Annotated in this window: 28 protein-coding genes and 1 tRNA gene; 15 read left to right on the top strand and 14 right to left on the bottom strand. The window is 60.7% G+C overall.

Going from position 1 to position 25,747, the window contains the following annotated elements:
• The first annotated feature begins 363 nt into the window (after positions 1-363).
• Entirely contained in the window at positions 364-576 is a 213-nt protein-coding gene (locus EN807_RS35690) for a hypothetical protein (protein WP_189522564.1), read from the top strand.
• Between the two features lie 281 nt (positions 577-857).
• Here the strand turns inward: EN807_RS35690 and EN807_RS24265 are convergent, their stop codons facing one another.
• Together EN807_RS24265 and EN807_RS24260 are read right to left on the bottom strand one after the other, a co-directional pair.
• Positions 858-1,517, bottom strand: a complete 660-nt coding sequence (locus EN807_RS24265; RefSeq protein WP_135936966.1) for a DUF2161 family putative PD-(D/E)XK-type phosphodiesterase — start codon at positions 1,515-1,517, stop codon at positions 858-860.
• A gap of 141 nt (positions 1,518-1,658) precedes the next feature.
• Positions 1,659-1,955 carry a DUF982 domain-containing protein gene (locus EN807_RS24260; RefSeq protein ID WP_127319114.1) on the bottom strand — a complete coding sequence of 99 codons (297 nt, stop codon included), beginning with the start codon at positions 1,953-1,955 and terminating at the stop codon, positions 1,659-1,661.
• A gap of 234 nt (positions 1,956-2,189) precedes the next feature.
• Between EN807_RS24260 and map the strand changes: the two genes are divergently transcribed.
• Entirely contained in the window at positions 2,190-3,017 is an 828-nt protein-coding gene (map, locus tag EN807_RS24255) for a type I methionyl aminopeptidase (protein WP_127319112.1), read from the top strand.
• Between the two features lie 49 nt (positions 3,018-3,066).
• Complete coding sequence (gene radC / locus EN807_RS24250; protein WP_135936965.1) at positions 3,067-3,819, top strand: DNA repair protein RadC; 753 nt, start codon at positions 3,067-3,069, stop codon at positions 3,817-3,819.
• Positions 3,820-3,870: 51 nt separating this feature from the next.
• On the opposite strand, the gene EN807_RS24245 is transcribed toward radC, so the two are convergent.
• On the bottom strand, positions 3,871-5,280 hold the full coding sequence (locus EN807_RS24245; protein ID WP_135936990.1) for an MFS transporter: 1,410 nt from the start codon (positions 5,278-5,280) through the stop codon (positions 3,871-3,873).
• Between the two features lie 169 nt (positions 5,281-5,449).
• Between EN807_RS24245 and EN807_RS24240 the strand changes: the two genes are divergently transcribed.
• On the top strand, positions 5,450-6,358 hold the full coding sequence (locus tag EN807_RS24240) for a LysR family transcriptional regulator (protein ID WP_135936964.1): 909 nt from the start codon (positions 5,450-5,452) through the stop codon (positions 6,356-6,358).
• 27 nt (positions 6,359-6,385) lie between these two features.
• On the opposite strand, the gene EN807_RS24235 is transcribed toward EN807_RS24240, so the two are convergent.
• Positions 6,386-6,910, bottom strand: coding sequence for a hypothetical protein (locus EN807_RS24235; RefSeq protein WP_135936963.1), 525 nt, complete (start codon positions 6,908-6,910; stop codon positions 6,386-6,388).
• 452 nt (positions 6,911-7,362) lie between these two features.
• On the opposite strand from EN807_RS24235, the gene coxB reads away from it, so the two are divergent.
• From coxB to EN807_RS24205, 6 genes are all read left to right on the top strand, one after another.
• Positions 7,363-8,178 (top strand): cytochrome c oxidase subunit II, encoded by an 816-nt coding sequence (coxB, locus tag EN807_RS24230; protein WP_135936962.1) that lies wholly within the window; start codon positions 7,363-7,365, stop codon positions 8,176-8,178.
• Positions 8,179-8,264: 86 nt separating this feature from the next.
• Entirely contained in the window at positions 8,265-10,034 is a 1,770-nt protein-coding gene (gene ctaD / locus EN807_RS24225) for a cytochrome c oxidase subunit I (RefSeq protein WP_135936961.1), read from the top strand.
• Positions 10,031-10,735: a cytochrome c oxidase subunit 3 gene (locus EN807_RS24220; RefSeq protein WP_135936960.1), complete on the top strand. Its 705-nt coding sequence runs from the start codon at positions 10,031-10,033 to the stop codon at positions 10,733-10,735. Before ctaD ends, EN807_RS24220 begins: the two co-directional genes overlap by 4 nt.
• A 13-nt stretch (positions 10,736-10,748) precedes the next feature.
• Positions 10,749-11,471 (top strand): heme-copper oxidase subunit III family protein, encoded by a 723-nt coding sequence (locus EN807_RS24215; protein ID WP_135936959.1) that lies wholly within the window; start codon positions 10,749-10,751, stop codon positions 11,469-11,471.
• A 25-nt stretch (positions 11,472-11,496) separates the two neighbouring features.
• Positions 11,497-11,901 carry a cytochrome C oxidase subunit IV family protein gene (locus EN807_RS24210; RefSeq protein ID WP_127319096.1) on the top strand — a complete coding sequence of 135 codons (405 nt, stop codon included), beginning with the start codon at positions 11,497-11,499 and terminating at the stop codon, positions 11,899-11,901.
• A 191-nt stretch (positions 11,902-12,092) separates the two neighbouring features.
• Positions 12,093-12,566, top strand: coding sequence for an aminoacyl-tRNA deacylase (locus EN807_RS24205; protein ID WP_065007814.1), 474 nt, complete (start codon positions 12,093-12,095; stop codon positions 12,564-12,566).
• 55 nt (positions 12,567-12,621) lie between these two features.
• Here EN807_RS24205 and EN807_RS24200 read toward each other — a convergent pair whose 3' ends face one another.
• The 3 genes from EN807_RS24200 to EN807_RS24190 all read right to left on the bottom strand — a co-directional run bounded on the left by EN807_RS24200 (position 12,622) and on the right by EN807_RS24190 (position 15,292).
• Positions 12,622-13,440 (bottom strand): DUF2189 domain-containing protein, encoded by an 819-nt coding sequence (locus EN807_RS24200; protein ID WP_135936958.1) that lies wholly within the window; start codon positions 13,438-13,440, stop codon positions 12,622-12,624.
• A gap of 412 nt (positions 13,441-13,852) precedes the next feature.
• On the bottom strand, positions 13,853-14,800 hold the full coding sequence (locus EN807_RS24195) for a heme o synthase (RefSeq protein ID WP_135936957.1): 948 nt from the start codon (positions 14,798-14,800) through the stop codon (positions 13,853-13,855).
• 111 nt (positions 14,801-14,911) lie between these two features.
• Entirely contained in the window at positions 14,912-15,292 is a 381-nt protein-coding gene (locus EN807_RS24190) for a cytochrome c family protein (protein WP_135936956.1), read from the bottom strand.
• A gap of 285 nt (positions 15,293-15,577) precedes the next feature.
• On the opposite strand from EN807_RS24190, the gene EN807_RS24185 reads away from it, so the two are divergent.
• Together EN807_RS24185 and EN807_RS24180 are read left to right on the top strand one after the other, a co-directional pair.
• Entirely contained in the window at positions 15,578-16,489 is a 912-nt protein-coding gene (locus EN807_RS24185; RefSeq protein WP_135936955.1) for an alpha/beta hydrolase, read from the top strand.
• On the top strand, positions 16,486-16,812 hold the full coding sequence (locus tag EN807_RS24180) for a hypothetical protein (protein WP_127320340.1): 327 nt from the start codon (positions 16,486-16,488) through the stop codon (positions 16,810-16,812). The genes EN807_RS24185 and EN807_RS24180 overlap by 4 nt, the downstream gene beginning before the upstream one ends.
• 80 nt (positions 16,813-16,892) lie before the next feature.
• On the opposite strand, the gene tig is transcribed toward EN807_RS24180, so the two are convergent.
• Positions 16,893-18,365, bottom strand: a complete 1,473-nt coding sequence (tig, locus tag EN807_RS24175; RefSeq protein WP_135936989.1) for a trigger factor — start codon at positions 18,363-18,365, stop codon at positions 16,893-16,895.
• A gap of 547 nt (positions 18,366-18,912) precedes the next feature.
• Positions 18,913-19,695: a hypothetical protein gene (locus tag EN807_RS24170; RefSeq protein ID WP_135936954.1), complete on the bottom strand. Its 783-nt coding sequence runs from the start codon at positions 19,693-19,695 to the stop codon at positions 18,913-18,915.
• Positions 19,696-20,180: 485 nt separating this feature from the next.
• On the opposite strand from EN807_RS24170, the gene EN807_RS24165 reads away from it, so the two are divergent.
• Positions 20,181-20,263: transfer RNA gene (locus EN807_RS24165), tRNA-Leu, on the top strand.
• Between the two features lie 224 nt (positions 20,264-20,487).
• Here EN807_RS24165 and EN807_RS24160 read toward each other — a convergent pair.
• Positions 20,488-21,285, bottom strand: a complete 798-nt coding sequence (locus EN807_RS24160) for a class I SAM-dependent methyltransferase (RefSeq protein WP_135936953.1) — start codon at positions 21,283-21,285, stop codon at positions 20,488-20,490.
• 583 nt (positions 21,286-21,868) lie between these two features.
• Between EN807_RS24160 and EN807_RS24155 the strand changes: the two genes are divergently transcribed.
• A complete protein-coding gene (locus tag EN807_RS24155) occupies positions 21,869-22,102 on the top strand; it encodes a hypothetical protein (RefSeq protein ID WP_135936952.1) in 234 nt (77 codons plus the stop codon).
• Positions 22,103-22,137: 35 nt separating this feature from the next.
• Here the strand turns inward: EN807_RS24155 and EN807_RS36750 are convergent, their stop codons facing one another.
• The 4 genes from EN807_RS36750 to EN807_RS24140 are packed head-to-tail and all read right to left on the bottom strand — an operon-like array spanning position 22,138 to position 25,325.
• Positions 22,138-22,575: a hypothetical protein gene (locus EN807_RS36750; RefSeq protein WP_246684313.1), complete on the bottom strand. Its 438-nt coding sequence runs from the start codon at positions 22,573-22,575 to the stop codon at positions 22,138-22,140.
• The gene (locus EN807_RS24150) at positions 22,572-23,576 is read right to left on the bottom strand and encodes an aromatic amino acid lyase (protein ID WP_246684312.1); all 1,005 of its coding nucleotides are present in this window, start codon (positions 23,574-23,576) and stop codon (positions 22,572-22,574) included. Before EN807_RS24150 ends, EN807_RS36750 begins: the two co-directional genes overlap by 4 nt.
• A gap of 52 nt (positions 23,577-23,628) precedes the next feature.
• Complete coding sequence (locus tag EN807_RS24145) at positions 23,629-24,210, bottom strand: GDYXXLXY domain-containing protein (protein WP_135936951.1); 582 nt, start codon at positions 24,208-24,210, stop codon at positions 23,629-23,631.
• On the bottom strand, positions 24,207-25,325 hold the full coding sequence (locus EN807_RS24140) for a DUF2157 domain-containing protein (RefSeq protein WP_135936950.1): 1,119 nt from the start codon (positions 25,323-25,325) through the stop codon (positions 24,207-24,209). The genes EN807_RS24145 and EN807_RS24140 overlap by 4 nt, the downstream gene beginning before the upstream one ends.
• A 235-nt stretch (positions 25,326-25,560) precedes the next feature.
• Here EN807_RS24140 and EN807_RS24135 point away from each other — a divergent pair, with 235 nt between their 5' ends.
• Complete coding sequence (locus EN807_RS24135; protein WP_006335194.1) at positions 25,561-25,701, top strand: DUF1127 domain-containing protein; 141 nt, start codon at positions 25,561-25,563, stop codon at positions 25,699-25,701.
• Positions 25,702-25,747 lie beyond the last annotated feature (46 nt).

Here is a 25,747-nt window from a genome sequence, read left to right as displayed (position 1 = left end):
CGATAAAGGACTGGGTCACGCCCTCGCCCTCGTTGAGCCAGACCATAGCCTTCATGCCATCCGGCAGCTCGTTGACCTGGTCGATGTATTGAACGTCGACCAGATTGAAACCGGCGCTTGCGACTTCTGTGGCGGACCCACCTGCTGCGAAATGAAGTGCCATTGATAATCCTTTTTTTCTTAGCGCCCCGCGGTGCCTGCCTACTCGACGGCGTATATTAGCGCCAAATCACATACCCACACCCCTCTGATAGAATTTTTGAGATTTTTGGTATTGCATCGAGTGCCGCAGGCCGGACTTCACCGCACAAAGTTCGCGCTCCTGCCAAGGTCGAATTCGTGAAAAACAATCCGTAGACAGTCTTGAAGAACTACCAGAACATTCTTTTTTTGTTCCTGGGCGTGCCGATCCGTTCGACGCGCTTGGTAACGCAAATATCAACATTTGTTTGTTTCTGGCTGCTGCCTTCACTGTTTCCTGCCGCCGCATTTGCTCGATTTTTGCGCTCTGGCGTGGCAGTGACAATGGAGGCGACGCGCTGGCCGCCTCATAGCCAGTTTGGACTATTTGTTTGAACAATCTTGCCGCGGGCGATCGCAGTTTGCGATTTCTCGCCGCCGACGGTCCCCATCCGCGTTTGAGTTCGACGCAACTCATCTTGTCGTATTTCGCGGCATCAACGGGTGTGCACAAGGCAGATGAGCAACTCGGAAGAGGCTGTCCGTTTCGCCTGGTGCAATAATGCCTTCCACGGGCAGCGACAAACCGATACAGCCCGCGCCGACTCTGATCGTTGCGAGGTTCGTTGTCTCCCCTGCCCGCGGCAAGCCGCTCAAACAAACTCAGCGCCGCCTCGTTATGGAGCCGGTTGGGGCCAGCGCTGTAACGCAGCACGGCCAACGTCCGTAAGCGCATAGACGCCGCGCTCGGCCCTGGCGAACCAGCCATAGACATTGTGAAGCAGGATCTTGGCGGCGCGTGGTGAAATGGTTTTCAAGTCGCGCGGGCGCTTCGGGCCGTCGACCATCGCAGCGGCGCAGGCCAGCGCATCCTGCCGGTAAGCGGTCATTATCGGTGTACGCGAGCCACCGCCGACCACAGGGTCGCCGCGCCGGCGACGATGCTCGTCCACGAGGCGCGATCTTCGTCTCGGGTCTCGCCGGGGCGGCAAGGCGGCCGGGCTGAGCAGCAATTCGACGTTGCCGGCGCAACCAACCCCCAGAAGTCCGAACCCGAGCCGCCGGCAGAGTGCGCGGAACCGGCGATCATGCTCGCGGCCTTTGCCGCGGGCAGACATCCGCGCCGCGAGCCAGACCTCATCGCATGAAGCAGCACGATCGACACCTTGAAGTATGAGTTCGAGGTTGAACTGCAATTTCAATTCGCAGATAACGACCACAGGCGGCTCGCCGTCACGCAGTCCCACGACATCGCAGCCGTCGACTTCGCCTTTGACGGTGAATTCCAGGCTCTCAAGAAACCGCTTCACCGGGATGTAGAGAGACGTTTCCTGCATGCCGGAGCCATAACCGATTCGTGACTGGCTGGCACAGCATCACCGAAGGGCATGCCGCTCTGGGGCAGATTTGCCGCTCGTCGAACGCATGGAAGTGTGGGATGCATTAAGCAGTTCGCTGGGGACTGCCCGGCTCGGCCGCTAAGCCCTCAGCACCCTTGCCTCGCCTCCGCGCTTGCGCGGAACCAGCATGTCCCTGGCCAGGAGGCGGCTTACCCGGCAGAACGCCATGAACGCCCGGCAGGCATCCTCGGTCTCGACCAGGTCGACCGTGGCGCCAAAGCAGGCATTGAACGCGGCCTGATAGACCGGGCCCTGCCGGCGAACCGGCCAGCCTTGCAGGAAATCCAGCGCCTGTTCGACGCTGTAGATTTCCTCGACCGGCAGGCCAGGCGCTGTCGTGATGCGCACCGGCACCTCGAATTGCAATCTGTCCATTCGTGTCTCTCCAAAACGCGTTCCCCACTTGTTGCTCAGAAATATGTCGTCAGTGCGGACGAACACCCCGGCACAGGCTGGACAGGCACAGGATGAAGCCGCAAGACATGAATATCGGCGGCTTGAGCCCATCGCCGGCAGTTCGTCCTTGAACCTGGCGCCGTCCGGTGCCAAATCTGAGAGACTTTTCGCGCGGGCTCATCAGAAGCCCTTTCTTCCGGCAAGACGGACACAATGGTCACCTATCTCGACGCCGCCGCGGCACCACTCAGAAACACCGGCCAGATCCGCCTCTACGGCGAAGAGGGCTTTGCCGGCATGCGCAAGGCATGCGACCTCACCGCACGCTGCCTCGACGAACTGGTGTCGATCGTCGCGCCGGGCGTTACCACTGAAACCATCGACCGCTTCGTCTTCGAATTCGGCATGGATCACGGCGCATTGCCGGCGACGCTCAACTATCGCGGCTACACGAAGTCATCCTGCACCTCGATCAACCACGTCGTCTGCCACGGCATTCCCGACAACAAGCCGTTGAAGGACGGCGACATCGTCAACATCGACGTCACCTACATCCTCGATGGCTGGCATGGCGATTCCTCGCGCATGTATCCGGTTGGCACGATCAAGCGCGCCGCCGAGCGCCTGCTCGAGGTCACGCATGAATGCCTGATGCGCGGCATCGCCGCGATCAGGCCCGGCGCCCGCACCGGCGCCATCGGCGCCGCCATCCAGACCTATGCCGAAGGCGAGCGCTGCTCGGTGGTGCGCGATTTCTGCGGCCACGGCGTCGGCCAGCTCTTTCACGATGCGCCGAACATCCTGCACTATGGCAGCGCCAGCGAGGGCGTCGAGATGCGGCCGGGCATGATCTTCACCGTCGAACCGATGATCAATCTCGGCCGGCCGCACGTAAAAGTGCTGTCGGACGGCTGGACAGCGGTGACGCGCGACCGCTCGCTGTCGGCGCAATATGAGCACACGATCGGCGTCACCGAGACCGGATGCGAGATTTTCACGCTGTCGCCGAAAAACCTCGACCGCCCCGGCCTGCCGGCCTAGTGTTTCTCTCGGCGCCGGACCTTTCCGGTCAAGGGGATGCAGGCGGTCTATGGGGACAAAGAGCGACGAGCGGAGTTTCTTCTCCGAAAATCAGATCCAGCCTCCAGTAAAAACCAAGGCGACCGAAGAAAAACCGCATTATCTCGGTCTTCGCGACCGCTTGCGCCAACGGTTCGCGGCCGCGGGTTCCGACGCCCTCCCCGACTACGAATTGCTGGAGCTCTTGCTCTTCCGCCTGATCCCCCGCGCCGACACCAAGCCCGTCGCCAAGGCGCTGCTGGCGCGTTTCGGCACGCTTGCCGAGGTGCTTGGCGCGCCTGTCGCGCGACTTGAGGAGGTCAGGGGTATCGGCCCGGCAGTGGCGCTCGATCTGAAGATCGTTGCCGCGGCCGCCCAACGCGCGGCACTTAGCGAGATCAAAGGCCGCGAGGTCTTGTCGTCCTGGACGCAGGTTCTCGGATACTGCCGGTCGGTAATGGCCTTCGAGGAGCGCGAGCAGTTCCGTATCCTGTTTCTCGACAAGAAGAACGCGCTGATCGCCGACGAGGTGCAGCAGGTCGGCACCGTCGACCACACGCCGGTCTATCCGCGCGAAGTGGTCAAGCGCGCGCTCGAACTCTCCGCCACGGCGATCATACTGGCGCATAACCATCCGTCAGGCGATCCGACGCCGTCGCGCGCCGACATCGAGATGACCAAGCTGGTCATCGAGACGGCCAAACCGCTCGGCATTGCCGTCCATGATCACATCATCATCGGCAAGAAGGGGCATGCCAGCATGAAGGGCCTGCTGCTGATCTGACGCCCTGCTTGAAGATGCGTCGGCTTCTCGCCGAAAGCGTCCCGTCTCGTGTCATGACACGCCAGGCAGCGAGGGGCGCGCCGCGAGAGCGCGGCTTCCAATCGCGATGGCGAGCGCGACGACGATCAGTATAGCCGCGACCGCAAACGTGATCCGCATGCCGGCGGCAACGGCCTCGGGGCGCGCCGTTGCAATGTCGATCGCGACTGAGGGGAATGCGAACACGGCGCCCATAGCGGATGCACCGGTGATGAGCCCGAGATTGCGCGACAAATTGAGCAAGCCGGAAACGACGCCCCGCTGATCCGGGCGGATATCCGACATCACAGCGGTGTTGTTGGCGGTTTGGAACAGCGCATAGCCCGATGTGATGACTGCGATCGGGGCGATGTAGCCGGGGATGCCTGATATTGCCGGCATCACGGATAGAATGAAGCAACCGGCGGCTATCGCGATGAGCCCAATGATGGTCATGCGCCCAGCGCCAAAACGGTCGGCTATGCGACCAGCTGGCACACCGGTCAGTGCGGCGATAAGCGGACCGACCGACATGACAGTGCCAACGAGAGCCGCGTCGAGCCCGAGCGCACGAGACAGATAGAACGGCCCGACCACCAGTGTCGCCATCATCACCGTCGCGACGAGTGCGCTCGTGGCGAGGCTCGTACTCAGCGTCGCATTGCGGAATGCGGCCAATCGGATCAAAGGCGACGCCACTCTTGCCTCCACAAGCACAAAGAAGCCGGCTCCGAAAACGGCTGCCACCAACAGAGCCATATTGAGCGGACCAAAACTGCCACGCCCGATCGTCATCGCGAGCGCATAGGCGCCAAGCGCCAAGGCAAGCAGCAGCGTGCCCACAACGTCGAAGCCGATCCGATCCGTCTTCGGCCCCCGGCGATCAGCCGGCAGGTAGCGATAGGCGAGAACAAGGCCCAGCAAACCCAGCGGCACGTTGACGAGGAAGATCGCCCGCCAACCCGCTCCGGCAATCAGAAGACCGCCGAGCGACGGACCGAGAGCGGTGCCGATCGCCGACATCGTTCCGAGCAGCCCCATAGCGCTGCCGGTCCTTGCCTTCGGAACGGTATCACCGACGAAAGCCATGGTGAGGGCCATCATGATTGCCGCCCCCAAGCCCTGCACCGCCCGGGCGGCAATCAGCAGCCAGAGCGTCGGCGCGACACCACATAGGACCGAAGCCGTCGTGAACAGGAACAGTCCGGCCAGCAGCAGGCGCCGGCGGCTGGTGACGTCACCGAGCCGTCCGACGCTGACGATCAGGGTGGTGATGGCGAGGAGATAAGCCAGCACGATCCACTGGACTTCCTGGAATGAGGCGTTGAACGCCTGCGCCAAGGTCGGCAAGGCAACATTGGCGATGCTGATGCCAAGTGAGGACAGCAACATCGACAGCGAAAGGCTGGCGAGCGCCCACCGAACTGAGGGTGCCCGTTCCATATTTTCGGCGTCGATTGGCTTCAACGTGAACTCCGTTTTCTGGCGGCTCCCGAAACGGAGCTGACAGACAGGTAGCCCCTTGCTTGATGTGGCGTAAGGCGCGTCATTTGCACTTGATCATTGCGTTTGACGCTATGTCAGGGCGGCCCGACCATGGTACGATCCGTTGATGTCGCATCCCGATCTCAATCTGCTTGTCACCCTTGATGTGCTGCTGACGGAAGGCAGTGTGGCACGCGCCGCCAGAAGGCTGCGGCTAAGCCCGTCGGCGATGAGCCGGGCGCTGGCGCGATTGCGTGAGACGACGGGCGATCCGCTGCTGGTCAGGGCTGGACGCGGTCTCGTTCCCACACCCCGAGCCCTCGAGCTCCGCGAGCGCGTCGGTCAGCTTGTGCAGGACGCCGAAGCCGTTCTGCGTCCTGTTGAAACGCTCGAGCTGAAACGGCTTGTGCGGACCTTCACGCTCAGAAACCTGGACGGCTTCGTTGAGAATTTCGGACCGTATCTCATTGCGCGCGTCGGCCAACAGGCACCGGGCGTGCGGCTGCGGTTTGTCCTGAAGCCGGACAAGGACAATACGCCCCTGCGCGACGGCAGCGTAGATCTTGAAACGGGCGTCGTCGGAAAGACCACGGGACCTGAGGTGCGCGCGCAAGCGCTGTTCCGTGATCGTTTCGTCGGTGTCGTCCGCATGGGGCATCCATTGTGCAAGCTGACGATCACCCCTGCCCTTTACGCAGCAGGCCGGCACATCCTCATCTCCCGTCGCGGGCTCGACAGGGGGCCGATCGACGATGCCTTTGAGCCACTAGGGTTGAAACGAGAGATCGTGACGGTCGTCGGCGGTTTTTCGGAAGCTCTGGCTCTGGCGCGCGCCTCGGACCTGATCGCCAGCGTTCCCGAACGATATACGGGGAACCTGCGCGACGGAATGTACTGTTTCCCTCTGCCGGTTCCCCTGCCGGAAATCACGGTTTCACTTTTGTGGCACCCGCGGCTCGATCCCGATCAGGCGCACCGCTGGCTGCGCGGGTGCGTTCGAGACGTTTGCGCCGGAATAACTCACTGGATTTCTTAGTGGTTGAGGCGAGCGTTGCTGATCCGATCACGGCAACTCGGTGTTGCAGGTGCCGGCGATCTGGCCGACCGCCTCGCTGAATCCGGCAAGGTCGAAATCGGCCTCGCCTCGCCCCGACAGCAGCCCGAACCGCCAGGACAGCTGGAGCCGGTCTGCGGAAACCAATCGCCTGATCCCGTCGGCACCATCCCGAACCAGCCTCCTCCCCCGCGGGCCGACCGACCAGCTTTCGTTGACCTTGCTGCCCTTGTCGACGGTCACCGACACGGTGATGGTCCGGCTGGCGGAGACGGCATCGTTCAACTGCAGCCATTCGCTCCAGCGCGGTTCGCCATTCGCCCGACAGGCAATGGTCAGGATCGGGCTGTAGCTTAAGGCGCCGCCGCCCGTGATGAGCTTGTTGGTAGCATGGAGCGAGGCCGTGACCAGGCCATCGCTGCCGGTGTCGAACCGCCAATTGTCAAGGACGCTGTCGGCCCGGGCGATACCGCAGACCGAGGCGAAGAGGAACGCCGTGGCGACCGCGCCTCCGATGCCGACGAATAGTTTCAACGATCCCTCCAACGACCCTGCACTTTGCAACTCGGCGCAGATAATGATCAAAACATCGTATCGCCAGCCGGCAACCGCTGCTTGGGCGCGAATCTGTCGCTTATCGCATCGGCCCGAGAATCGGGATCGATTCTCGGACGCACGATGCGCAGATAGTGAAAGTTCGTTCAGAGTTTCTGCGTCCAAGTGGACGCACGTCGCTTTACGGCGACTATGAAAAAGGATGCATTGATGGCGGTCTTTCATAATTCGGCGCAATGCCGTGTTGTTCGGCGCCCTTGGCAGCTTTTTCTTCGCTGCAGCCTTCTTCTTGGGTTCTTCCGCATCATCGCCATTGCGTTTTCGGCTGACCGGAAGACCGCACTAGAATTTCGACGGGAAATCGAGCTATGATGCATTTGGCATTTCCCGGGGCGGCTTCGCGCCCTTGGAATGCCGGGAGGAAACGGGATATGGCCATCGCGCTTGTACTCGTTTTGGTAGTCGTGGGCTCAGTGTTGTTTCACTTCCTGAGCCCATGGTGGTGGACGCCGATTGCCTCTAACTGGGACTATATCGACAACACCATCATCATAACCTTCTGGATCACCGGCGTCGTCTTCGCCGCCGTCGTCCTATTCATGGCCTATTGCGTCTTCCGCTTCCGTCATCGGGAAGGGAACCAGGCGGCATACGAACCCGAGAACAAGCGGCTCGAATGGTGGCTGACGATCGTCACCGCAATCGGGGTCACGGCCATGCTGGTTCCCGGCCTGTTCGTCTGGAACCAGTTCGTCAGCGTCCCAAGCGACGCAACAGTGGTCGAAGTCGTCGGCCAGCAATGGCAATGGAGTTTCCGCCTGCCCGGCAAGGACGGCAAGCTCGGCACATCCGACAGCCGCAACGTCAGCCCTGAAAATCCCCTGGGCGTGAACGCCAGTGATGCCAACGGCCAGGACGATGTCGTCGTCGAAGCCGCCGATCTGCATCTGCCGGTCGGCAAGCCGGTCAAGATGCTGCTCCGCTCGATCGACGTGCTGCATGATTTCTATGTCCCTGAATTCCGCGCCAAGATGGACATGATCCCGGGCTCGGTCACCTATTTCTGGTTCACCCCGACCAAGACCGGAACCTTCCAGGTCCTGTGCGCCGAACTTTGCGGCCAGGGGCACCCGTTGATGAATGGCGTGGTCATGGTCGACACGCAGGAAGATTATCTGGCGTGGCTCGGCGAACAGCAGACTTTCGCGCAATTGTCGGCCCCCCAGCAGGTGGGCTCGGCAGAGTAGACGCCGGGAAAGACGGCGACGTGGGTTGAAAATTGCGGCAGGGCTCGAAACTGTCGAGTCTGCCGAAAAGGGCACGGAGTGTTCTTATGGTCGATATCACACCTGCAGATGCGGTACCGCCGGCCGAAGTCGCGGAGATGGAACTCTACCATCCGCACAGCTGGTGGACCAAATACGTCTTCTCGCAGGACGCCAAGGTCATCGCCATTCAGTATTCGGCGACGGCCACGGCAATCGGCATGGTGGCGCTGGTGCTGTCGTGGATGATGCGGCTGCAGCTCGGCTTCCCCGGCACGTTCGACTTCATCACCCCGGAAGCCTACTACCAGTTTATCACCATGCACGGCATGATCATGGTGATCTACCTGCTCACGGCACTCTTCCTGGGTGGCTTCGGCAACTACCTGATCCCACTGATGGTCGGCGCACGCGACATGGTCTTTCCCTATGTCAACATGCTGAGCTACTGGATTTACCTGCTTGCCGTACTCGTTTTGGTGTCGAGCTTCTTTGCGCCCGGCGGACCGACGGGTGCCGGCTGGACGCTCTACCCGCCGCAGGCGATCATGACCGGCACACCAGGCGGCCAGGACTGGGGCATCATCCTGATGCTCGTCTCGCTGATCCTGTTCATCATCGGCTTCACGATGGGCGGCTTGAACTATGTCGTGACGGTGCTGCAGGCCCGCACACGCGGCATGACGCTGATGCGCCTGCCGCTGACCGTCTGGGGTATCTTCACCGCGACCGTCATGGCGCTGCTCGCCTTCCCGGCGCTGTTTGTCGCCTGCGTGATGATGCTGTTCGACCGTGCGCTCGGCACCAGCTTCTTCATGCCGGCGATCGTCGAGATGGGTGAACAATTGCAGCACGGCGGCGGCAGCCCGATCCTGTTCCAGCATCTGTTCTGGTTCTTCGGCCACCCCGAGGTCTACATCGTGGCGCTGCCGGCCTTCGGCATCGTATCCGACCTGATCAGCACCCATGCGCGCAAGAACATCTTCGGCTACCGGATGATGGTCTGGGCCATCGTCGGCATCGGCGCGCTGAGCTTCGTGGTCTGGGCGCACCACATGTATGTCAGCGGCATGCATCCCTATTTCGGCTTCTTCTTCGCCACCACGACATTGATCATTGCCGTCCCGACCGCGATCAAGGTCTACAATTGGGTGCTGACGCTGTGGCGCGGCGATATCCACCTCACCGTGCCGATGCTTTTTGCCCTGGCCTTCATCGTCACCTTCGTCAATGGCGGGCTGACCGGATTGTTTCTCGGCAACGTCGTCGTCGACGTTCCGCTATCGGACACGATGTTCGTCGTTGCCCACTTCCACATGGTCATGGGCGTCGCCCCGATTCTCGTGATCTTCGGGGCGATTTATCACTGGTATCCGAAGGTCACCGGCCGGATGCTGAACGAGGCAATGGGCCAGTTCCATTTCTGGGTCACCTTCCTCGGTGCCTATCTGATTTTCTTTCCCATGCACTACATCGGCCTGATGGGCGTGCCGCGCCGCTACCACGAACTGACCAGCACGGCGGTGATGACCGAGTCGGCCCACGATCTGAACGCGTTCATCAGCATCATGGCGTTCCTCGTCGGCTTTGCCCAGGTCGTGTTCCTGTTCAATCTGATCTGGAGCATCCGCCACGGCCGCGAGGCCGGCGGCAATCCGTGGCGCGCCACGACGCTGGAATGGCAGACGTCGGAAACACCGCCCGCCCATGGCAATTTCGGCAAGGAACTGCCGATCGTCTATCGCTGGGCCTATGACTACAGCGTGCCGGGCGCCAAGGAGGATTTTATCCCGCAAAACGTGCCGGGCTCCTTCGGATCCTCCAGGGAGCCGGCATGAGTGTCATTCTGGTCTTCCTCCTCGTCATCGCCGGCTTTGCCGGATGGTGGCTTTCCCACCAGCGGCTGATGGCCAAGCCATGGCTCGAGCAAGGTATGATCGGTGATGTCATCGGCCTCGAAGGATCGCCGCTGCCGACCGCCAAGATCGGCCTCGGCGTCTTCCTCGCCGTCGTCGGCTGCCTGTTTGCACTCTTCACCAGCGCCTATTTCATGCGCATGGCGCTGTCGGACTGGCAGGCGCTGCCGCTGCCGCGCGTGCTCTGGTTCAACACCGGCGTGCTGGTCCTGAGCAGCATCGCGCTGCAATGCGCCTCGGTCGCTGCGCGCCGGGGCCAGATCGACACGGTCAGGCTCGGCCTCGTCACGGCAGGGCTCACCGCGCTTGCCTTCCTGATCGGACAGCTTGTGGCATGGCGGGAACTGACCGCCGACGGCTACTTGCTGACCGCCAATCCGGCCAACAGTTTTTTCTACCTGATAACCGGGATGCATGGCCTGCACATCCTGGGAGGGCTGGTGGGTCTGAGCCGAACAACTGCCGGTGCCTGGAACGGAGCACGGCCGGAGCGGCTTCGCCTCAGCGTCGAATTGTGCGCCATGTACTGGCATTTCCTGCTTTTCGTCTGGCTCGCCATTTTCGCGCTTCTGGCCGGCTGGGCCGCGACTTTCATCGAGATTTGCCGACAGTTGCTGACCTAGGAGGGCCGGACGGATGGCAGACACGACACTGACGCATACTGGCCAAGCACAGCCGCGGCCGGCGGGCTTGCAAGGCGTCGCCGCCGACTGGTCTTCGGATCAGCGCGCGTTCAAAAACGTGTCCTGGGGCAAGGCCATGATGTGGATCTTCCTGCTCAGCGACACCTTCGTCTTCGGCTGCTTCCTGCTCTCCTACATGACCGCGCGCATGTCTACCCGAGTGCCGTGGCCCAATCCGAGCGAGGTCTTTGCCCTTCACATTGGCGGCTCGAATATTCCACTGATCCTGATCGCCATCATGACCTTCGTGCTGATCTCGAGCAGCGGAACGATGGCCATGGCGGTGAATTTCGGCTATCGCCACGACCGCCGCAAGACTGCGATCCTCATGCTCTTGACCGCAGCACTCGGCGCGACCTTCGTCGGCATGCAGGCCTTCGAATGGACCAAACTGATCACCGAAGGGGTACGGCCCTGGGGCAATCCGTGGGGTGCGGCGCAGTTCGGATCATCCTTCTTCATGATCACCGGCTTTCACGGCACCCATGTGACGTTCGGGGTGATCTTCCTGATCGTCGTGGCGCGAAAGGTCTGGCGCGGCGATTACGACACGGGGCGGCCTGGTTTCTTCACCAGCCGCAAGGGCCGCTACGAGCACGTCGAGATCATGGGGCTCTACTGGCATTTCGTCGACCTGGTCTGGGTGTTCATTTTCGCATTCTTCTATCTTTGGTGAGAAGCAGCATCTTTGAGAGGCAGATATGGCTGAGGTAACCGCAAACGGCCTGGCGCAACACACGCTTCACGGAGCTCAAGCGCATGATCCGGCGGCAACCGGCACCGCCCCCGCGGAAGTTCATCAGGAGCACCCGATCAAGCTCTATCTGGTGGTCTGGGCATGGCTGTTCATCCTCAGCGCCTGCTCCTATCTGGTCGATTATGTCGGCCTCCAGGGCTATCTCAGATGGTCGCTGATCCTGATCTTCATGATGCTCAAGGCCGGGCTGATCGTCGCGGTCTTCATGCACATGGCCTGGGAACGGCTGGCGCTGACATATGCGATCATATTGCCGCCGATATTGGTGCTGGTGTTCGTGGCGATGATGGTCTTCGAATCGGATTACACGCTTCTCACCCGGACCGTGTTTTTTGGGTCCGAGCCCTGACGCGCAATCCACGTACAGGGTTTGTCGACGGCGTCGCCCGTCAAGAGCAGGAAGCGCTATTTTGGGGCCGCTCCTGTGCGCCTTGAAACAATCGACAGCTGGCCCATTTTTGTTGGTAGGGGAAACGACAGAAGCAGAATGATTGTCCTCGTTTCCACATGCGTCGCGAACTCCAGCGAGGGAGGCTCAAGATGACGATCGCAAACAGACTGAAGGACTTTATCGACGAGAAAGGAATTTCTTACGACACCGTCGAGCACCACCGCACCTCGACAAGCAGGCAGTCCGCCATAGCGGCGCATGTGCCCGGCAGCATAATGGCCAAATCGGTGGTCGTTCACCACGACGGTGGCTATGCGCTGGCCGTGGTGCCCAGCACGCACAGGATCGAGCTCGGCACGTTGCAGGACGTCATGGACCAGCGAATCGGACTCGCCTCCGAAGACGAGGTGGTTTCGCTCTTCGAGGATTGCGACACCGGCGCCATCCCGCCGATCGGCGCGGCCTACGATGTGCCGGTGATCCTCGATGAAAGCCTCGGCAATGCCGCCGACATCTATTTCGAGGGCGGTGACCACAGGACGCTCGTGCATGTCAGCGGCAAGGATTTCCGCAACCTGACCAGCGACGCACAGCAAGCCCGCTTTAGCTACCCGGCTTACTGAAGGCTCAGCCCTTGCCGTACCGGCGCGCTCGCCGGTGCGGCAAGGCAGGATTTTTTCAGCTCGCCGGTTTGGTGGAAGCCGGCGATTCCACTACTTTGCGATAGACGTGCCAGGTGGCGTGACCGAGGATTGGCAGCACGACCGCCAACCCGGCAAACACCGGCAGCGAGCCTATGATCAGGGCGACGGCGACGATCAGGCCCCACACTGCCATCACGATCGGGTTCGCCAGGACCACGCGCACCGAGGTGTGGATGGCTTCATAGGCGCCGACGTCGCGGTCGAGCAACAACGGGAACGCGACGACCGTGGTGCACAATACGACCGCGGCGAAGACGAAGCCGATGGCGTGGCCCAGGATAATCAGCGTCCAGCCGCGTCCGGTGGCGAATATATCACTGATGAAGCTGGAGAGCGATTCCGGCGGGGCCGGGCCGAACACCTGCTGGTAAAATATCTGCGCGGTCAAAAGCCAGGCGATGAAGATCGCAAGCAGCATAATCCCGACCGCCGCGATGGCCGGCAGCGCCGGAGAATTCCTGACCTCGAAAGCGTGGCCCCAGGAGGCGTCGAGCCCGGCTTCCCGCCTGCGGCTGATCTCATACAGGCCGATCGCCGCGAATGGACCGATCAGCGCAAAACCTGACACCAGCGGAAACAACAGCGGCAGCGCATTGTTGCCCGACGTCCAGACCGCGAGCACGACGCCGACAAGCGGATAGATCAGGCAGAGGAAAACGATATGCGACGGTTTGACCATAAAATCGTCGACCCCTCGCTTAAGCGCGTCGAAAAGGTCGGAAACGCCGATCTTTCGTATTCTGGTGTGCTCCAGCGTCTCGCTGGCGCCTGCAATCACGTGAAAACTTGCCATGACCATTCCTCCAGACCAGGTCCGGTAAGGTCGCGATTCAACGGTGCTGCCGTTCAGCGTAACTGGCCACGCAAAACCGCGACCTGCACCATGGTCAACATACGCTCTTGCATGGGATTTGTCGCCGCCCTTTGTCTGAGGGGACGGCTCCGGTGATCCGGCTAGCTCTAACGGCCTTCCTTCGATATCCTCCAAGCCGGGTTGAAGGGTGAAGGTCATGGATGGAAAGACCGTTCTCATGCTCGGCCTTGGCGTAGTTATCCTGCTGTTGCTGGGGTTCTGCGCAGTGCCAACGTGAGGTTTGAGCAGGTTCGGGGCGGACCTCGTTCAGCAATCGCCGATTGGTTGTCTCAATCCGGCAGGCAATCCGAAAACATCAGGATTCGATGCAGCAACGAGGCAGGTCACGCCGTCAATTTCCGGCTGACGTGAGGATACGCATGGCAATGGTATCGGCAAGCAGCACGGCAAAGATCGCGAAAAGATAGAAAATCGAATAGGCAAACAGCGCCTTTGCGCGTTTCATCTCCCACCCTTCAATACACCTTTTGTCGATCAGAAGCTTCCAGGCATGCCAGATGAAACCCGCGCCCAATGCGGCCGAAACGAGCCCGTACGATCCGCTCGCGAATCCAAAAACCCAAGGGAGCACGCCGATTGGTGCCAGGATCAGTGAATAGACGAAGATTTGTTTTCTGGTCGAAGCCTGACCGGCCACGTTCGGCATCATGGGAATGCCGGCGGCAGCATAGTCGCCGATCTTGAACAGCGCTAGCGCCCAGAAATGCGGCGGCGTCCAGAGGAAAATGATCAGAAACAGGATGAGACTTTCAACCCCGACGGCGCCGGCGGCCGCCGCCCACCCGATCACCGGAGGAAGGGCACCCGCGGCGCCGCCTATGACAATATTCTGCGGCGTCGAGCGTTTCAGCCACATCGTGTAGATGACGACGTAGAAGAAGATGGTGAAGGCCAGCAGCGATGCGGCAAGCCACCCCACCAGCACGCCGAGCGTCATGACCGAAAGTACGGAAAGCACCAGGCCGAAGCCGAGAGCTTCGCCTGGCATGACCCGGCCTGACGGGACCGGCCGCTTTGATGTGCGCGACATCAGCGCATCAATATCGGCATCGTACCACATGTTGAGTGCCCCGGCCGCTCCCGCTCCAACCGCAATTGCGCCAATTGCAATCACGGCGATGACCGGATTCATCACCCCAGGCGCCACCAACAGGCCGACGAAGGCGGTAAAAACAGCAAGCGCCATGACGCGTGGTTTCAGAAGCGCGAAGAAATCACTGACCGTCGCTTCAGATATCTGGATACCGGTATCCTTGAGGCCTCTTTCCCGCGCCGACATTTCAGGCGACCACCGATGGGGACAGGCAATCTGGCCGCGCCATTGGCCGGCGGAAGAGCCAGGTTACTTCCTGGCGGAAGAACCGGGTTACTTCCTGGCGGAAGAACCGGGTCATTTGGAAAATTGCTTCAGATAGGCGATGACGTTGGCGAGATCTTCATCCTTCTTGAGGCCGGGAAACGCCATCTTCGTACCTTTGATCATGGCCTTCGGGTCGCGAAGGTAGGCCGTCAGCGTGGCGTCATCCCATTTGACGCCGGATTTACCCGCCTCGGTCATCGGCTTGGAGTATTTGAACCCCGGATGCGTGCCGGCCGTCCGGCCGATAACGCCGCTCAACGACGGACCGATCTTGTTCTTGTCCTCGTCGACGACGTGGCAGGCCTTGCATTTGGCGAAGACCTTCTCACCCGCGGCGGCATCCTGTGCCTGAGATTGGCTCGTGATAAACGTCGCAACGGACACGACGGCGAAAAACGCGATTGCACGCATGGCATTCCTCCCCGATCGCCAAATCTGTCTTGGACGATCTGCGCGTGCCGACACGGCATGCGCCCCTTGCACGACAGCGCGGAACATCCACGTCTCCCGCATGGAATTGCGGCATCTACGTACCACAGAATCTGGCCCTCAGATAGAAGAAGTCGACCAGCAGGATTGCTGCCGGGGTGACGAGGCAGATCGATTGGCGTCGAGCGCAACCGGAACGCATACGGGGTAAAGGCGTTAGACCAGCTACGGTAAACATCTGGAAGATCAAAAATCAGAGAAGCGTCAATGAACGACGGGAGCGTCCTGGAGGTGCGCCACGGCACCCGCACGATCGACGGCGACACGGTCTTTTACAGAGAGGCAGGCCCTGAAGCCGCGCCGGTGTTGCTGCTTCCGCATGGTTATCCCTGTTCATCCTTCCAATATCGCCGGCTGATGCCGGCGCTCGCCGATCGGTGGCGGACGGTCGCGCCGGACTTCCCCGGCTTTGGCTACAGTGGAACCCCCGATCCGGCACGGTTCGGTTATGATTTTGACGCTTACGCGACTTTTCTGGAGCGGTTCACCGACGCGCTGGGGCTCGGCAGCTACGCGCTGTGGCTGCACGACTACGGCTCGCAGATCGGCCTGCGGCACGCCATAGCGCAGCCATCGCGGATCAGGGCCCTCATCATCCAGAATGGCGACATCTACGCGGATGCTCTTGGCCCCAAATACGAAACGATCCGGCGTTTCTGCCGGGATCCTTCACCAGCGAACCGCGCGCCGCTCGAAAAGGCGGTGAGCGAGGACGGCTTTCGCGCCGAGTTCGTAGGCGAAGTCAATGGCGATGTCGCTCGACGTGTGCCGCCCGATCTGTGGAAATTGCATTGGCCGCTGATGGATACGCCTGTGCGCCGTGCGCTTTCAGTCGGACTGATGGAGAAGCTCAAGGCTAATCTCGACTGGTTCCCTCGTTACCAGGGATACCTGCGCGAGCAGCGGCCGCCGGCAATGATCCTTTGGGGACCGAAGGACGAATACATGCCTGAGCCGGCAGCGCGGGCCTATCTGCGCGATATCCCCCAGGCCGAGCTGCATTTGCTGAACGACGCCGGACACTGGCTGCTGGAGACCCATTTCGAAGTCGCCCTGCCGCTTGTGCGACGGTTTCTCGGCGAGGTCCTGCATTCCCCCGCACAGAGGAGCACTTCATGACCGACAACGCCACAATTGCCCGGATCTGGCGGGGAAGGACACGCCGTGACCTGGCAGACGCCTACGAGCCCTATCTACGCCGCGAAGGCATTCCGCCGCTTCAGGAGAAGGCACTTGGCTTGCAATTGTTTCGCGAAGATCGCGAAGAAGAAACAGAGTTCGTGACAATCTCGTACTGGCCAAACGTCGAAGCCATGGCGAGCTTCACCGGCGGCGACCCGCACAAGATCCACCACCTGCCGCGTGACGAAGAGTTTCTCATTGAACTGCCCAGGCGAGTGACCGTGATGCGGATCCTCGTCAGTCAATTGCCTCGCGATTAGGGGGGGCGGCCTTACGACGTCGACGGCAACGAAAAAGGCCGCCTTCGTGGGCGGCCTTTCACAATTCGCAGAATGCCGTGTCATTCCGCGTCCTTGGCAGCTTTCTTCTTCGGCGCGGCCTTCTTCTTGGGCTCTTCCGCATCGTCGGCCTGCTTGGCGTCGGCCTTCTTCGCAGCGGCTTTCTTCGCCGGCTTCGCCTTGGCCGTCTCGGTGTCCTCGTCGTCGGCCATCAGCTCTTCCTTGCTAACCTTGACGTCGGTGACCGAGATCTGGCCGAGCAGATGGTCGACCACCTTCTCCTCGAATAGCGGCGCGCGCAGCGTGTTCAGCGCTTCGGGGTTGCTGCGGTAGAATTCGAAGGCTTCCTGCTGCTGGTTGGCCGGGTAGCGGCGCACCTGCTCGAACAGGCCACGCTGCAATTCGTCGTCCGACACCGTCACGCCGGCCTTCTCGCCGATTTCGGCGAGAACCAGGCCGAGACGCACGCGGCGCTCGGCAAGCCGCATATATTCGGCGCGCGCCTCTTCTTCCGTCGTCTCCTCGTCGGCGAAGGTGCGGCCGGCGGCTTCCAGATCGCGATTGACCTGGTTCCAGATGTTGTTGAACTCGGCCTCGACGAGCTTCGACGGTGCCTCGAACGAGTAGGCGGCATCGAGCTGGTCGAGCAGCTGGCGCTTGATCTTCTGGCGCGTCATCGAACCGAACTGGTTCTCGATCTGGCCGCGCACCACTTCACGCAGGCGCTCCAGCGACTCCAGGCCGAGATTCTTGGCCATTTCGTCGTTGATTTCCAACGCACCGGGCTTGGACACTTCCTTGACGGTGACGTCGAAGGTCGCTTCCTTGCCGGCCAGATGCGCCGCCTGGTAGTTTTCCGGGAACGTGACCGTGACCTGCGTCTCGTCGCCGGTCTTGCTGCCGATGAGCTGATCCTCGAAGCCGGGAATGAATTCCTTGGAGCCGAGCACCAGCGGCTGGTCCGTGCCGGCGCCGCCGCTGAAGGCTTCGCCGTCGATCTTGCCGACATAGTCGATCGTCACTCGGTCGCCTTCGGCGGCCTTGCCGGCCTTCGGCTCATAGGTGCGCGCCGATTCGGCGACACGCTGGACCTGCTCGTCGATTTCCGAATCCGGCACGTCGAACACCTGACGCGTCACCTTGATGTCGGAGAAATCCTTGATCTCGATCGGCGGGATGATCTCGTAGTTCAGGCGGAACTCGAAGTCTGCGCCGCCGGCCAGGATCTTCTCGGCCTCCTTCTCGTCCTCGGTCATGATCACTTCGGGCTGCATGGCGGCCTTTTCGCCGCGCCCGGTAATGATCGAACGGGTCGAATCGTTGAGGATCTCGTTGACCACCTCGGCCATGAACGACTTGCCGTAGACCTTGCGCAGGTGCTGCACGGGCACCTTGCCGGGGCGGAAGCCGTTGATACGGACCTTGTTCCTGGCATCGGAAAGCCGCGCCATCAGCTTGGCTTCCATGTCACCGGCCGGCACGGTGATCTTGATCTCGCGCTTGAGACCGGAGTTGAGCGTTTCGGTGACCTGCATCATAGAACCTTTGTTTCCACCAATGAGGCAGCCAAACGGCTCCTGCCGTTTACAGCCTGCCGGTATTATCTTGCCGGGAATGGCTTTTGGTGCGGGACTTGGCGATCTGTCCGCCCAACGCGGCTCAAATCCTTCAGAAATACGCTCCAAAATGTGAATAAGTCTTTGTTTATCCTACTTCTTATCACATTCTGCAGAAGCGGATCGTCGCATCCCGTCACATTCGACACGCCTTTTGTCACAGGCGCGGCTAATTTTCAACCATCTTCGCGTCTACAGCGCCGCGCGTCCTCTTGGACGCGCAAAGGACGTTGTAGCACCTTGATTTTGACGCGTGATCCTTTCCGAAAATCGATTTTCGATTTTCGGGATCATGCGCCGGCGAACGGCCCTATTTTGACCGCGACATTGACAGAACGATGGCCCAGCGCAGCGATCCTGACGCAGAGAAGCCCGCCACGTTGCGAGTGGCGGGCCGGCCGCGAGGCCAGGAGAGTATTGTCAAAGCCTCCACGGCGGATGCGATACTCGCGTTTGCGCAGTCTTCTCAGCGGCGTGCGATCAGCAAGCAAAGCTCACGTAGGTCGCGATCGTATGTGCCGCCGCTCCCGAGCACGTCGACGCAGCGCTTCTTCATCCGTATCAACTGGCTGCTGGACATCTGCGCGACCAGGCTCACGCCGTGAGTGCCGGGTGTTCCAGGAATCCCGGCTGTGCTAAGAAGGGTTCCGCCGCCCACGCGGACACCGCTCGTCCCACTAACATTGTCACCCACACCCGCTGTAATGCCGGTGCCGCCCACATTGGCGCCTGCACCGGCAGTGATACTACCAGAGCCACCGACATTGGCACCCCCACCAGCGGTAATGCCTCTGCTGCCGCCAATCGATGCCCCGGCGCCGGCATCCACTCCGCTGCTACCGCCGATCGAGGCGCCGGCTCCCGCGTTAACACCGCCGCTATCCCCGATCGAGGCGCCGAGACCGGCAGTAATGCCCTTGCTGCCGGCAATCGATGCACTGACGCCGGTATCCACCCCGCTCCTACCGCCGATGGAGGCGCCGAGACCAGCGGTAACGCGCCTGATGCCGCCAATCGATGCACCGGCGCCGGCATTCACCCCGCTACCACCGCCGATCGAGGCGCCAGCTCCCGCGATGCCGCCACTGCCGCCGATCGAGGCGCCGAGACCGGCATTTACGCCGTCTCGGCCGCCAACTGATGCGCCGGCTCCGACGCTAACGCCGCCTGCGCTGGAAGGAAAAGACAGAGATAAAATAAGTGCACCACCGGCCAAAGCTGTGGCGAAACACTTAACGACATTTGCCATGACACTCTCCTTTGGTAGTTACCTCAGCAGCAGTTTCAAAGCCTGCAACTTTGGCGACAACGAACTCAGAGAGTTTTTGAATTGCTGACCCGGAATTTGTTTACGATCGTGACTTACGGGTAGCAAAAAATTCCGAATCAATTTGAAAGAATTGTGAATACATTCCCAGGCAGAAAAACCTGACCGCCGATGAGTTCGTTCGCGCCGCCGTCGCCTACTTTGGACGGGAGATCCGCGCCGTGGCCGCCGATGGCACCATCTGGTGCTTATCTTGGCCGACAGCTTTGCAAGAAACCCTAAATATGATCCGTCAGTTCGAGGCGATGCCAGCGCGTGGCGCGGCGTGATGTCCACGGTCCACCGACAGGGGACTTGCCCAGGCGACTGGCATAGACGGCACGCGGGGGCCGAAAAACCTCGAAAATCTAAGTCTTGAACTTATGACACAGCTTGTGACATAGACGTGTTACGGTGACACAAAGCCAGCGGGTATGGCGGAATTGGTAGACGCACCAGATTTAGGTTCTGGCGTGAGAACGTGGGGGTTCGAGTCCCTCTACCCGCACCACGATTTTGCGTGTATCTCTCATTAATTCTTGTTATCATCCAACAGCGCATCGGCTTCCCCGCGTTTTTGTAGCTCCAGCTCCAGGCGGCGCCAGATCGGCAGATAGAGATCGGCCTTGTCCATCAGGCGCGCGACCGTGTCAGCGAGTCGGCTGCGTTTAATGGGTATTACGTTGGAACCTAGCTTAGCTAGGCACGCGCCCCCGTGTCTCTAGCTTGGAGCATTTAAGTGCAGACGAACAACTCGCCGGTCGTCAGGTGATTCAGCCCATACCTGCCAACGTCGCGTGGGTCGAAATCGCGAGCAGTGATCATTTCGACATTGAAACCGGCCGCCTTCAAGCGGTCCTCTATGTCGAACCCATATAGCCTTACGTGATCGATCTGGCCAAACTTTTCAATCCGAGATTCTGGCGTTGTGACCGTGGGGTCCTCGTAGGTCTTTCTGCGCCATATCGGGACAGCCACGACGCATGTTCCGCCTTTCGTCAGTACCCGGCGCAACTCCGAGAACGCCGCGCGATCGTCTGGGACATGTTCCAGAACGTTTGAGCACCAAATGAATTCGAAGCTCTCGTCCGAGTAGGATAATTTTGTGATGTCCTCGACCTCCATCGCCAATCCCGGTTCAAGGTCACAACTGACATACCTGCGGGAGATGCTTCTGAGCCATTTTTCAATTGGCTTCTCTGGGGCGAAATGAAGGGTGCTTTGAAGGTCCTTCAGCTTCGACCGAAGAGCAAAATAGCCAAGACGGTGACGCTCCAGGCTACCGCATTTCGGACAGTATGAATCGGCTGACGGCTTGCGCGGATTAAGCCGTGGCCGGAACTCACTTCCCTCCCAGCCGCAGAATAGACATTCACGTCCCTTTCCAAGGTCCGAGAGAGCGTAAACCAAGCGCCGTCGTACGAAATCTACTATCGTCACGTTCACTGCCCTTACCTGCGATCGATGGCTGACCGCATAGAGCACGATTGTTGGAATCGCAAGTGTATCGGGAAGAGCCGGCTGGCCGTTCAACTTACAAGCGATTGCCGTCCGGCCTCTGCTTGTTCGACCACCAAATCAGGCATATCGAGCCTATCTTCACGACCGGGACGCGCCGATCCCGATGGCGCGAGCCCACCATCGTGCAAAGCCGGAAAACTCGACCTTCCGGCGGTCCAAGAATGGTATCGGATCAAAAACGGCCGAGGCTCTAATCGCCACTGGATGAAAGTTCAGTGGCAGGTCAGAAGCTATCGTTGACGGATCTCGGTATTTTCACCGGCCTGTCACGCCGGAGGTCTAACCGAAAAAAGTTTTACAATCTTCTCCTAACCCATTGAAATCAAACGAACGGATTTTCGCCGGTTTCACACAGAAGCCCTTGGAATCCAAAGGAATGGGCTAGCTAGTCGGCAGTTCCGAAATCGCGTGTGCTTTCAAAGGGGTCAAAAATCTCAGGTGCACTCTACCCGCAGCACTGCTCCCCTAGAAAAGTGGATTAAGGTTCCAGTGCCGAAAGCGTAGGGTTCGTGTCCCTTCATCGCACCAAGTTTTTCGCCAGAAGGCCTGGAAACGCCGCGTTCTCCCAGGTGCGATCTGTTCGGCAGAGCATCAAATGGCCCTTGCGAAAGCTGATCCTGCTCAAGATGACTGCCGGGAACCAGCCTCGGCAAAACACGTTGCTAAGTCATCGACCTTCACAAAAAGGATCCGTGCGATGGCGAAAGACCTATCTCGCGAGGAAGAGAAACGCGGCACCGGAAAGGTCTTCATGTGGGGCGCCGTGATCATCGCTCTGCTTTTTGTTGCCCTAATGGCCGTGTTCATCCTTGGGCCGTTCTGGTCTTAGCCGCCATTTTTGGGCATCGTGAAACTGCAGGCCGCTTACTCCTCAAAGACCTGGCGCGTGAACCACTCGGTCAAATTCGCAAGTTCAGGTCCCAGCACGCGATCGTCGCCGACCGGCGGCACGATGCTTCTGATATCCGCGACGAACGACAGAAGCGCCGGAGGCGCCACACGCTCGGTTACGTGCAGCGCCTGCGAGGCGATCACCGCCAGCATCGCCATCGCGGCATCGATGCAGCGGCCGGCGCGTGCTTCCTTCGTCCAGGCGAGGAACACCGTCGTCGCTACATCGTCCTGGCCGGCGCCGGCCGATTCCGTTCCCGGGATGAAGGTGCGCTGCGCCGCGAGTTTCGCCTGCTCCAGATAGCCCGTGATCGCCATCGGCACATAGCCGACATTGCCGTGACCATCGCTGTCACTCCAGTCCCGCCCCGTCAAAAGCAGATCGGGCAGGAGCGATACCTTGCCGTTCAAAAGCTTCGAGGCGTGGCGGTCGCATAAGAGGCAGATATCGGCCCATATCGCTGCCAGATCATCCAGGGCGGGTGTTGCCATGAGCCGCCCGTGCTGATGCAGCGCCCGAGCGGGTGCCCGTCGTCAGGCGGGATGTAGACCGGGTTGTCCGATACCGAAGCGAGCGACACAGTGGCCGCCCGCTCTGCCGACGCCAGCGCGCGATGCGCCTGCCCCAGGATGCGAGGAACGATTCGGTAGCTGACCGGTGCCTGATAATTGCGGCGCCCGGTTCCGGCGCCTGCAAGAAACTCTCTCAATCCGCGCAGGGCCGTTGCTTCGTGTTCATCGCCCCAAAGCGCGTCGAGCGCCGGATCGTAATGTTCGAGCGGCGCGCGAAACGCCTCGATGGAAAGTGCAAAGACTTCTTCGGCAAGGCGAATGCGGCGGCGAGCCGCCAAGGCCGCGTCGGCCACGAGCGCGGCAGCGCAAGGCGAGCCATTGATCAAAGATCCCCGTTCCTTGATTTCCAGTTCGAAGCGCGTCGAAAGTTCCGCAAAGAGCGGATAGAGGGCGAGGATTTCACCGGCGCCACCTTGGCCGGAGGACGGCACCATGGGCATGGGTTTGCCGCCCAGCATCGCGGCGACGGCGAGCGCCATGCGCGGTGTCGTCGCGGCGTTTCCTTCGAGGAAATTGGCCAGGCGGGCGAGCACGATCGCCCGTACCACGCGATCTGGTAAAGGCTCGCCGAACGATGTGGCGGCTGCGAACGCCTTGATGCGCGCATGGCGACCCCGCTCGCCAGGTTCGAGCCGCCTGCTCGCCAGTTCTCCCATAGCGGTGGTTACGCCATAGATGACCGGTACAGGGTCGGTTTCAATAAGACGTAGGAACGACGCGCGACACTCTGCGATGCGCTGCAAGGCCTCGCCGCTGATTTGCACCGTGTCTTTCTTCCAGGCGACGCGGAAAACGGAGCTGAGATTTATGTCTTCGCGTGTCGTCAGGATAGTTGTCATGTTTGATGCTGTCCGAGCGGCCACGCTTTCCCAATTCTAATCCGGGCCAATTCTAATAAAGTGGTTCCTCAAACAGCGTCTTGTCGCCGTCCATCAGCGCCTTGATCTGCCCGGCGCCATCGGCTGCGATTGCGACGCGGATGCCGAACGGCCGCACCCGCATATCGTTCTGGATCGCTATTCCCTCGCCTTCCGGCAGGTAGAAACGTTCGATGCCGTAATCCGGCGCGATCGTCGTGGCTGCGCTGAGATCCCACCCCGCGGACACATGCCCGACGATATCGGTTTCGTCGGATGCTGCCGGCGCCGGCGCTTGCCCGAACCAGGCCGCGGTCGCCTCCCAATAGCCGTCGGCGCCCTGCTTCAGCCTGACGACGATCGGCGTGTCGTCGCTCGTGAGCTTGCCGGCTGGAATGTTGGCGATCAGCTTCACCGGTATGCGGGAAATATCGTAGCCAAGGCGAATGAAGTCGCCGCGCAGCAGATCGCGCGGATCGATCGGTTCGACCCTAAGCAGCACTTGCTTGCCGTCGCGCAGGATCGCCGCCCGACCAGCGATGATCCAGCTCAGGAAGCCGGTCTGGACGAGCGCCAGCACCACCGCCGAGATGATCAGTCTTTTACCGGTCATCATGCCGCCGCTCCTTCTCCGCTCGGGGACCTCATGCGCTTTTCAATGCGGAGGATGACAAAGGCAAGGATGCCGAGAAGCACTGCTGCCGCGAGAAAGAAGCCTGCCGTGTCGAGCATCGACTGCAACATCACCATGTAGATGATGGCGAGTTCGAAGGCGAAGCCGGCATAGGCAACCCAGCGCAAGCCCCTGCTGTCGCGTCCGCCCAGCACGATTGCCGCGACAATGCCGGCAAGTGCAACGGCCGAGGCAATGGCGAAGCCGCTGTTGTAGCTGCTTAAATCGGCTAATTCGAACTGGATCATCGCCAGGCCGGTGAGAAATCCGACCAGCGCGTGCAAGGGCAGCCGGCCGCCCAGCTGCAGTATCCAGTCGACGGGCTCAGCAGCGAAGATCGCAGCCGAGAAAAGCAGCACCGACGCGACGACGAGCGGCACAGCGACCTGCAGTGTTTCGTATTCCGTAAACAACAGCACGAGATAGAAGATGGCCGACAAGATGATCAGGTGGCGCGCCGCCTGGCTGCGGCTCCAGAACGAAATGGCGAACAACACGCTCGCCATGACGACGAAGAGGTGCGGAAATTCCGCACGCCCGAAATAGTCGAACCCTCTCAGGAACAGCCAAGCGTCGGCAATGCCGACAGAAGCGACGGTCAGCGGGTTCGAGCGCAGCGCTACCGCCGCCAAGGTCGTGCCAGCGCCCCAGGTGATCAAGGCCGATGTCTCGTCGCCGGATAAATGATACATTTGGCCGATCAGCGCGATCGATCCGCCGAATGCCGCCGCGGCGACCATCCAAAGTGCCTCGCCGAGCGCAGGATGGTCGCGCGTCTTCAGCACCGCGCCGCCGACATAGCAGGCGAGGATGATGGCGAAGAGCGCCGCCACCCGCGCCAGCCGCGGGATGGCTTCCCAATTAGCGGCGACGAAGATCAGGATGGCGGCGCCAAACAGCAGCGCCGCCATCATAGCCAGGATCGAACCGAAGCTCAGCGATGTCCGTTGATTGGCCTCGACGTCGCGCGTCAGCGCGCCGGCCGTCGAGGCATCGATCAGGCCAGCCTGCAGCCATCGTGCGATATCGGCCCTGACGCGTGACGAATAGCTCGCCATACCTTCTCCCCCAGCTCGGTCTTTTTTTCAGCCGATCCGGCCAAACCGTTGACGCAACGGCATTTTCCGATTCGGGTTTATCTATGTCGAAGAAGCGAGCGCGCGTTGATTGTGCATTGCACAATTTGCATTGCTGCCATGCACCAATAGCGCTTTTAAATCGATATGACCCCACCTATCTTCACGGCGTACACAAAGACGGAATGATCCGAAAGAAAGACGAAACGAGAATACCATGAACCTGATCCGCAACTATCGCAACTGGCGCCGCTACCGAGACACCGTTTCCGAGCTGAGCCGCCTGAGCAACCGCGAACTGACCGACCTCGGCATCAGCCGCAGCGACATTCACTACGTCGCCCGCAAGGCGGTCTAATCCTCTTCGGACCGCAAATGGTCCGAACCAGTTTGAATTGAAAAGA

The organism is Mesorhizobium sp. M5C.F.Ca.ET.164.01.1.1 (assembly GCF_004792125.1).
In the GTDB taxonomy this organism is placed as follows: Bacteria; Pseudomonadota; Alphaproteobacteria; order Rhizobiales; family Rhizobiaceae; genus Mesorhizobium; species Mesorhizobium wenxiniae.
Note: the sequence above shows the minus strand (reverse complement) of the source record. Positions and strands in the feature narration are given on the sequence as shown.

Bases quoted from the DNA above. Each gene is read 5' to 3' on its own strand.
- EN807_RS24140 (WP_135936950.1), bottom strand. From the start codon at position 25,325: ATGGCGAGCTATTCGTCACGCGTCAGGGCCGATATCGCACGATGGCTG.
- tig (WP_135936989.1), bottom strand. From the start codon at position 18,365: ATGCAGGTCACCGAAACGCTCAACTCCGGTCTCAAGCGCGAGATCAAG.
- EN807_RS24210 (WP_127319096.1), top strand. From the start codon at position 11,497: ATGGCTGAGGTAACCGCAAACGGCCTGGCGCAACACACGCTTCACGGA.
- EN807_RS24145 (WP_135936951.1), bottom strand. From the start codon at position 24,210: ATGATGACCGGTAAAAGACTGATCATCTCGGCGGTGGTGCTGGCGCTC.
- EN807_RS24195 (WP_135936957.1), bottom strand. From the start codon at position 14,800: ATGTCGGCGCGGGAAAGAGGCCTCAAGGATACCGGTATCCAGATATCT.
- coxB (WP_135936962.1), top strand. From the start codon at position 7,363: ATGGCCATCGCGCTTGTACTCGTTTTGGTAGTCGTGGGCTCAGTGTTG.
- EN807_RS24205 (WP_065007814.1), top strand. From the start codon at position 12,093: ATGACGATCGCAAACAGACTGAAGGACTTTATCGACGAGAAAGGAATT.
- EN807_RS24185 (WP_135936955.1), top strand. From the start codon at position 15,578: ATGAACGACGGGAGCGTCCTGGAGGTGCGCCACGGCACCCGCACGATC.
- EN807_RS24180 (WP_127320340.1), top strand. From the start codon at position 16,486: ATGACCGACAACGCCACAATTGCCCGGATCTGGCGGGGAAGGACACGC.
- EN807_RS24135 (WP_006335194.1), top strand. From the start codon at position 25,561: ATGAACCTGATCCGCAACTATCGCAACTGGCGCCGCTACCGAGACACC.
- EN807_RS24260 (WP_127319114.1), bottom strand. From the start codon at position 1,955: ATGGACAGATTGCAATTCGAGGTGCCGGTGCGCATCACGACAGCGCCT.
- radC (WP_135936965.1), top strand. From the start codon at position 3,067: ATGGGGACAAAGAGCGACGAGCGGAGTTTCTTCTCCGAAAATCAGATC.
- EN807_RS24155 (WP_135936952.1), top strand. From the start codon at position 21,869: ATGGCCCTTGCGAAAGCTGATCCTGCTCAAGATGACTGCCGGGAACCA.
- EN807_RS24190 (WP_135936956.1), bottom strand. From the start codon at position 15,292: ATGCGTGCAATCGCGTTTTTCGCCGTCGTGTCCGTTGCGACGTTTATC.
- EN807_RS24240 (WP_135936964.1), top strand. From the start codon at position 5,450: ATGTCGCATCCCGATCTCAATCTGCTTGTCACCCTTGATGTGCTGCTG.
- EN807_RS24220 (WP_135936960.1), top strand. From the start codon at position 10,031: ATGAGTGTCATTCTGGTCTTCCTCCTCGTCATCGCCGGCTTTGCCGGA.
- EN807_RS24265 (WP_135936966.1), bottom strand. From the start codon at position 1,517: ATGCAGGAAACGTCTCTCTACATCCCGGTGAAGCGGTTTCTTGAGAGC.
- EN807_RS24170 (WP_135936954.1), bottom strand. From the start codon at position 19,695: ATGGCAAATGTCGTTAAGTGTTTCGCCACAGCTTTGGCCGGTGGTGCA.
- map (WP_127319112.1), top strand. From the start codon at position 2,190: ATGGTCACCTATCTCGACGCCGCCGCGGCACCACTCAGAAACACCGGC.
- EN807_RS24245 (WP_135936990.1), bottom strand. From the start codon at position 5,280: ATGGAACGGGCACCCTCAGTTCGGTGGGCGCTCGCCAGCCTTTCGCTG.
- EN807_RS24215 (WP_135936959.1), top strand. From the start codon at position 10,749: ATGGCAGACACGACACTGACGCATACTGGCCAAGCACAGCCGCGGCCG.
- EN807_RS24150 (WP_246684312.1), bottom strand. From the start codon at position 23,576: ATGACAACTATCCTGACGACACGCGAAGACATAAATCTCAGCTCCGTT.
- ctaD (WP_135936961.1), top strand. From the start codon at position 8,265: ATGGTCGATATCACACCTGCAGATGCGGTACCGCCGGCCGAAGTCGCG.
- EN807_RS24200 (WP_135936958.1), bottom strand. From the start codon at position 13,440: ATGGCAAGTTTTCACGTGATTGCAGGCGCCAGCGAGACGCTGGAGCAC.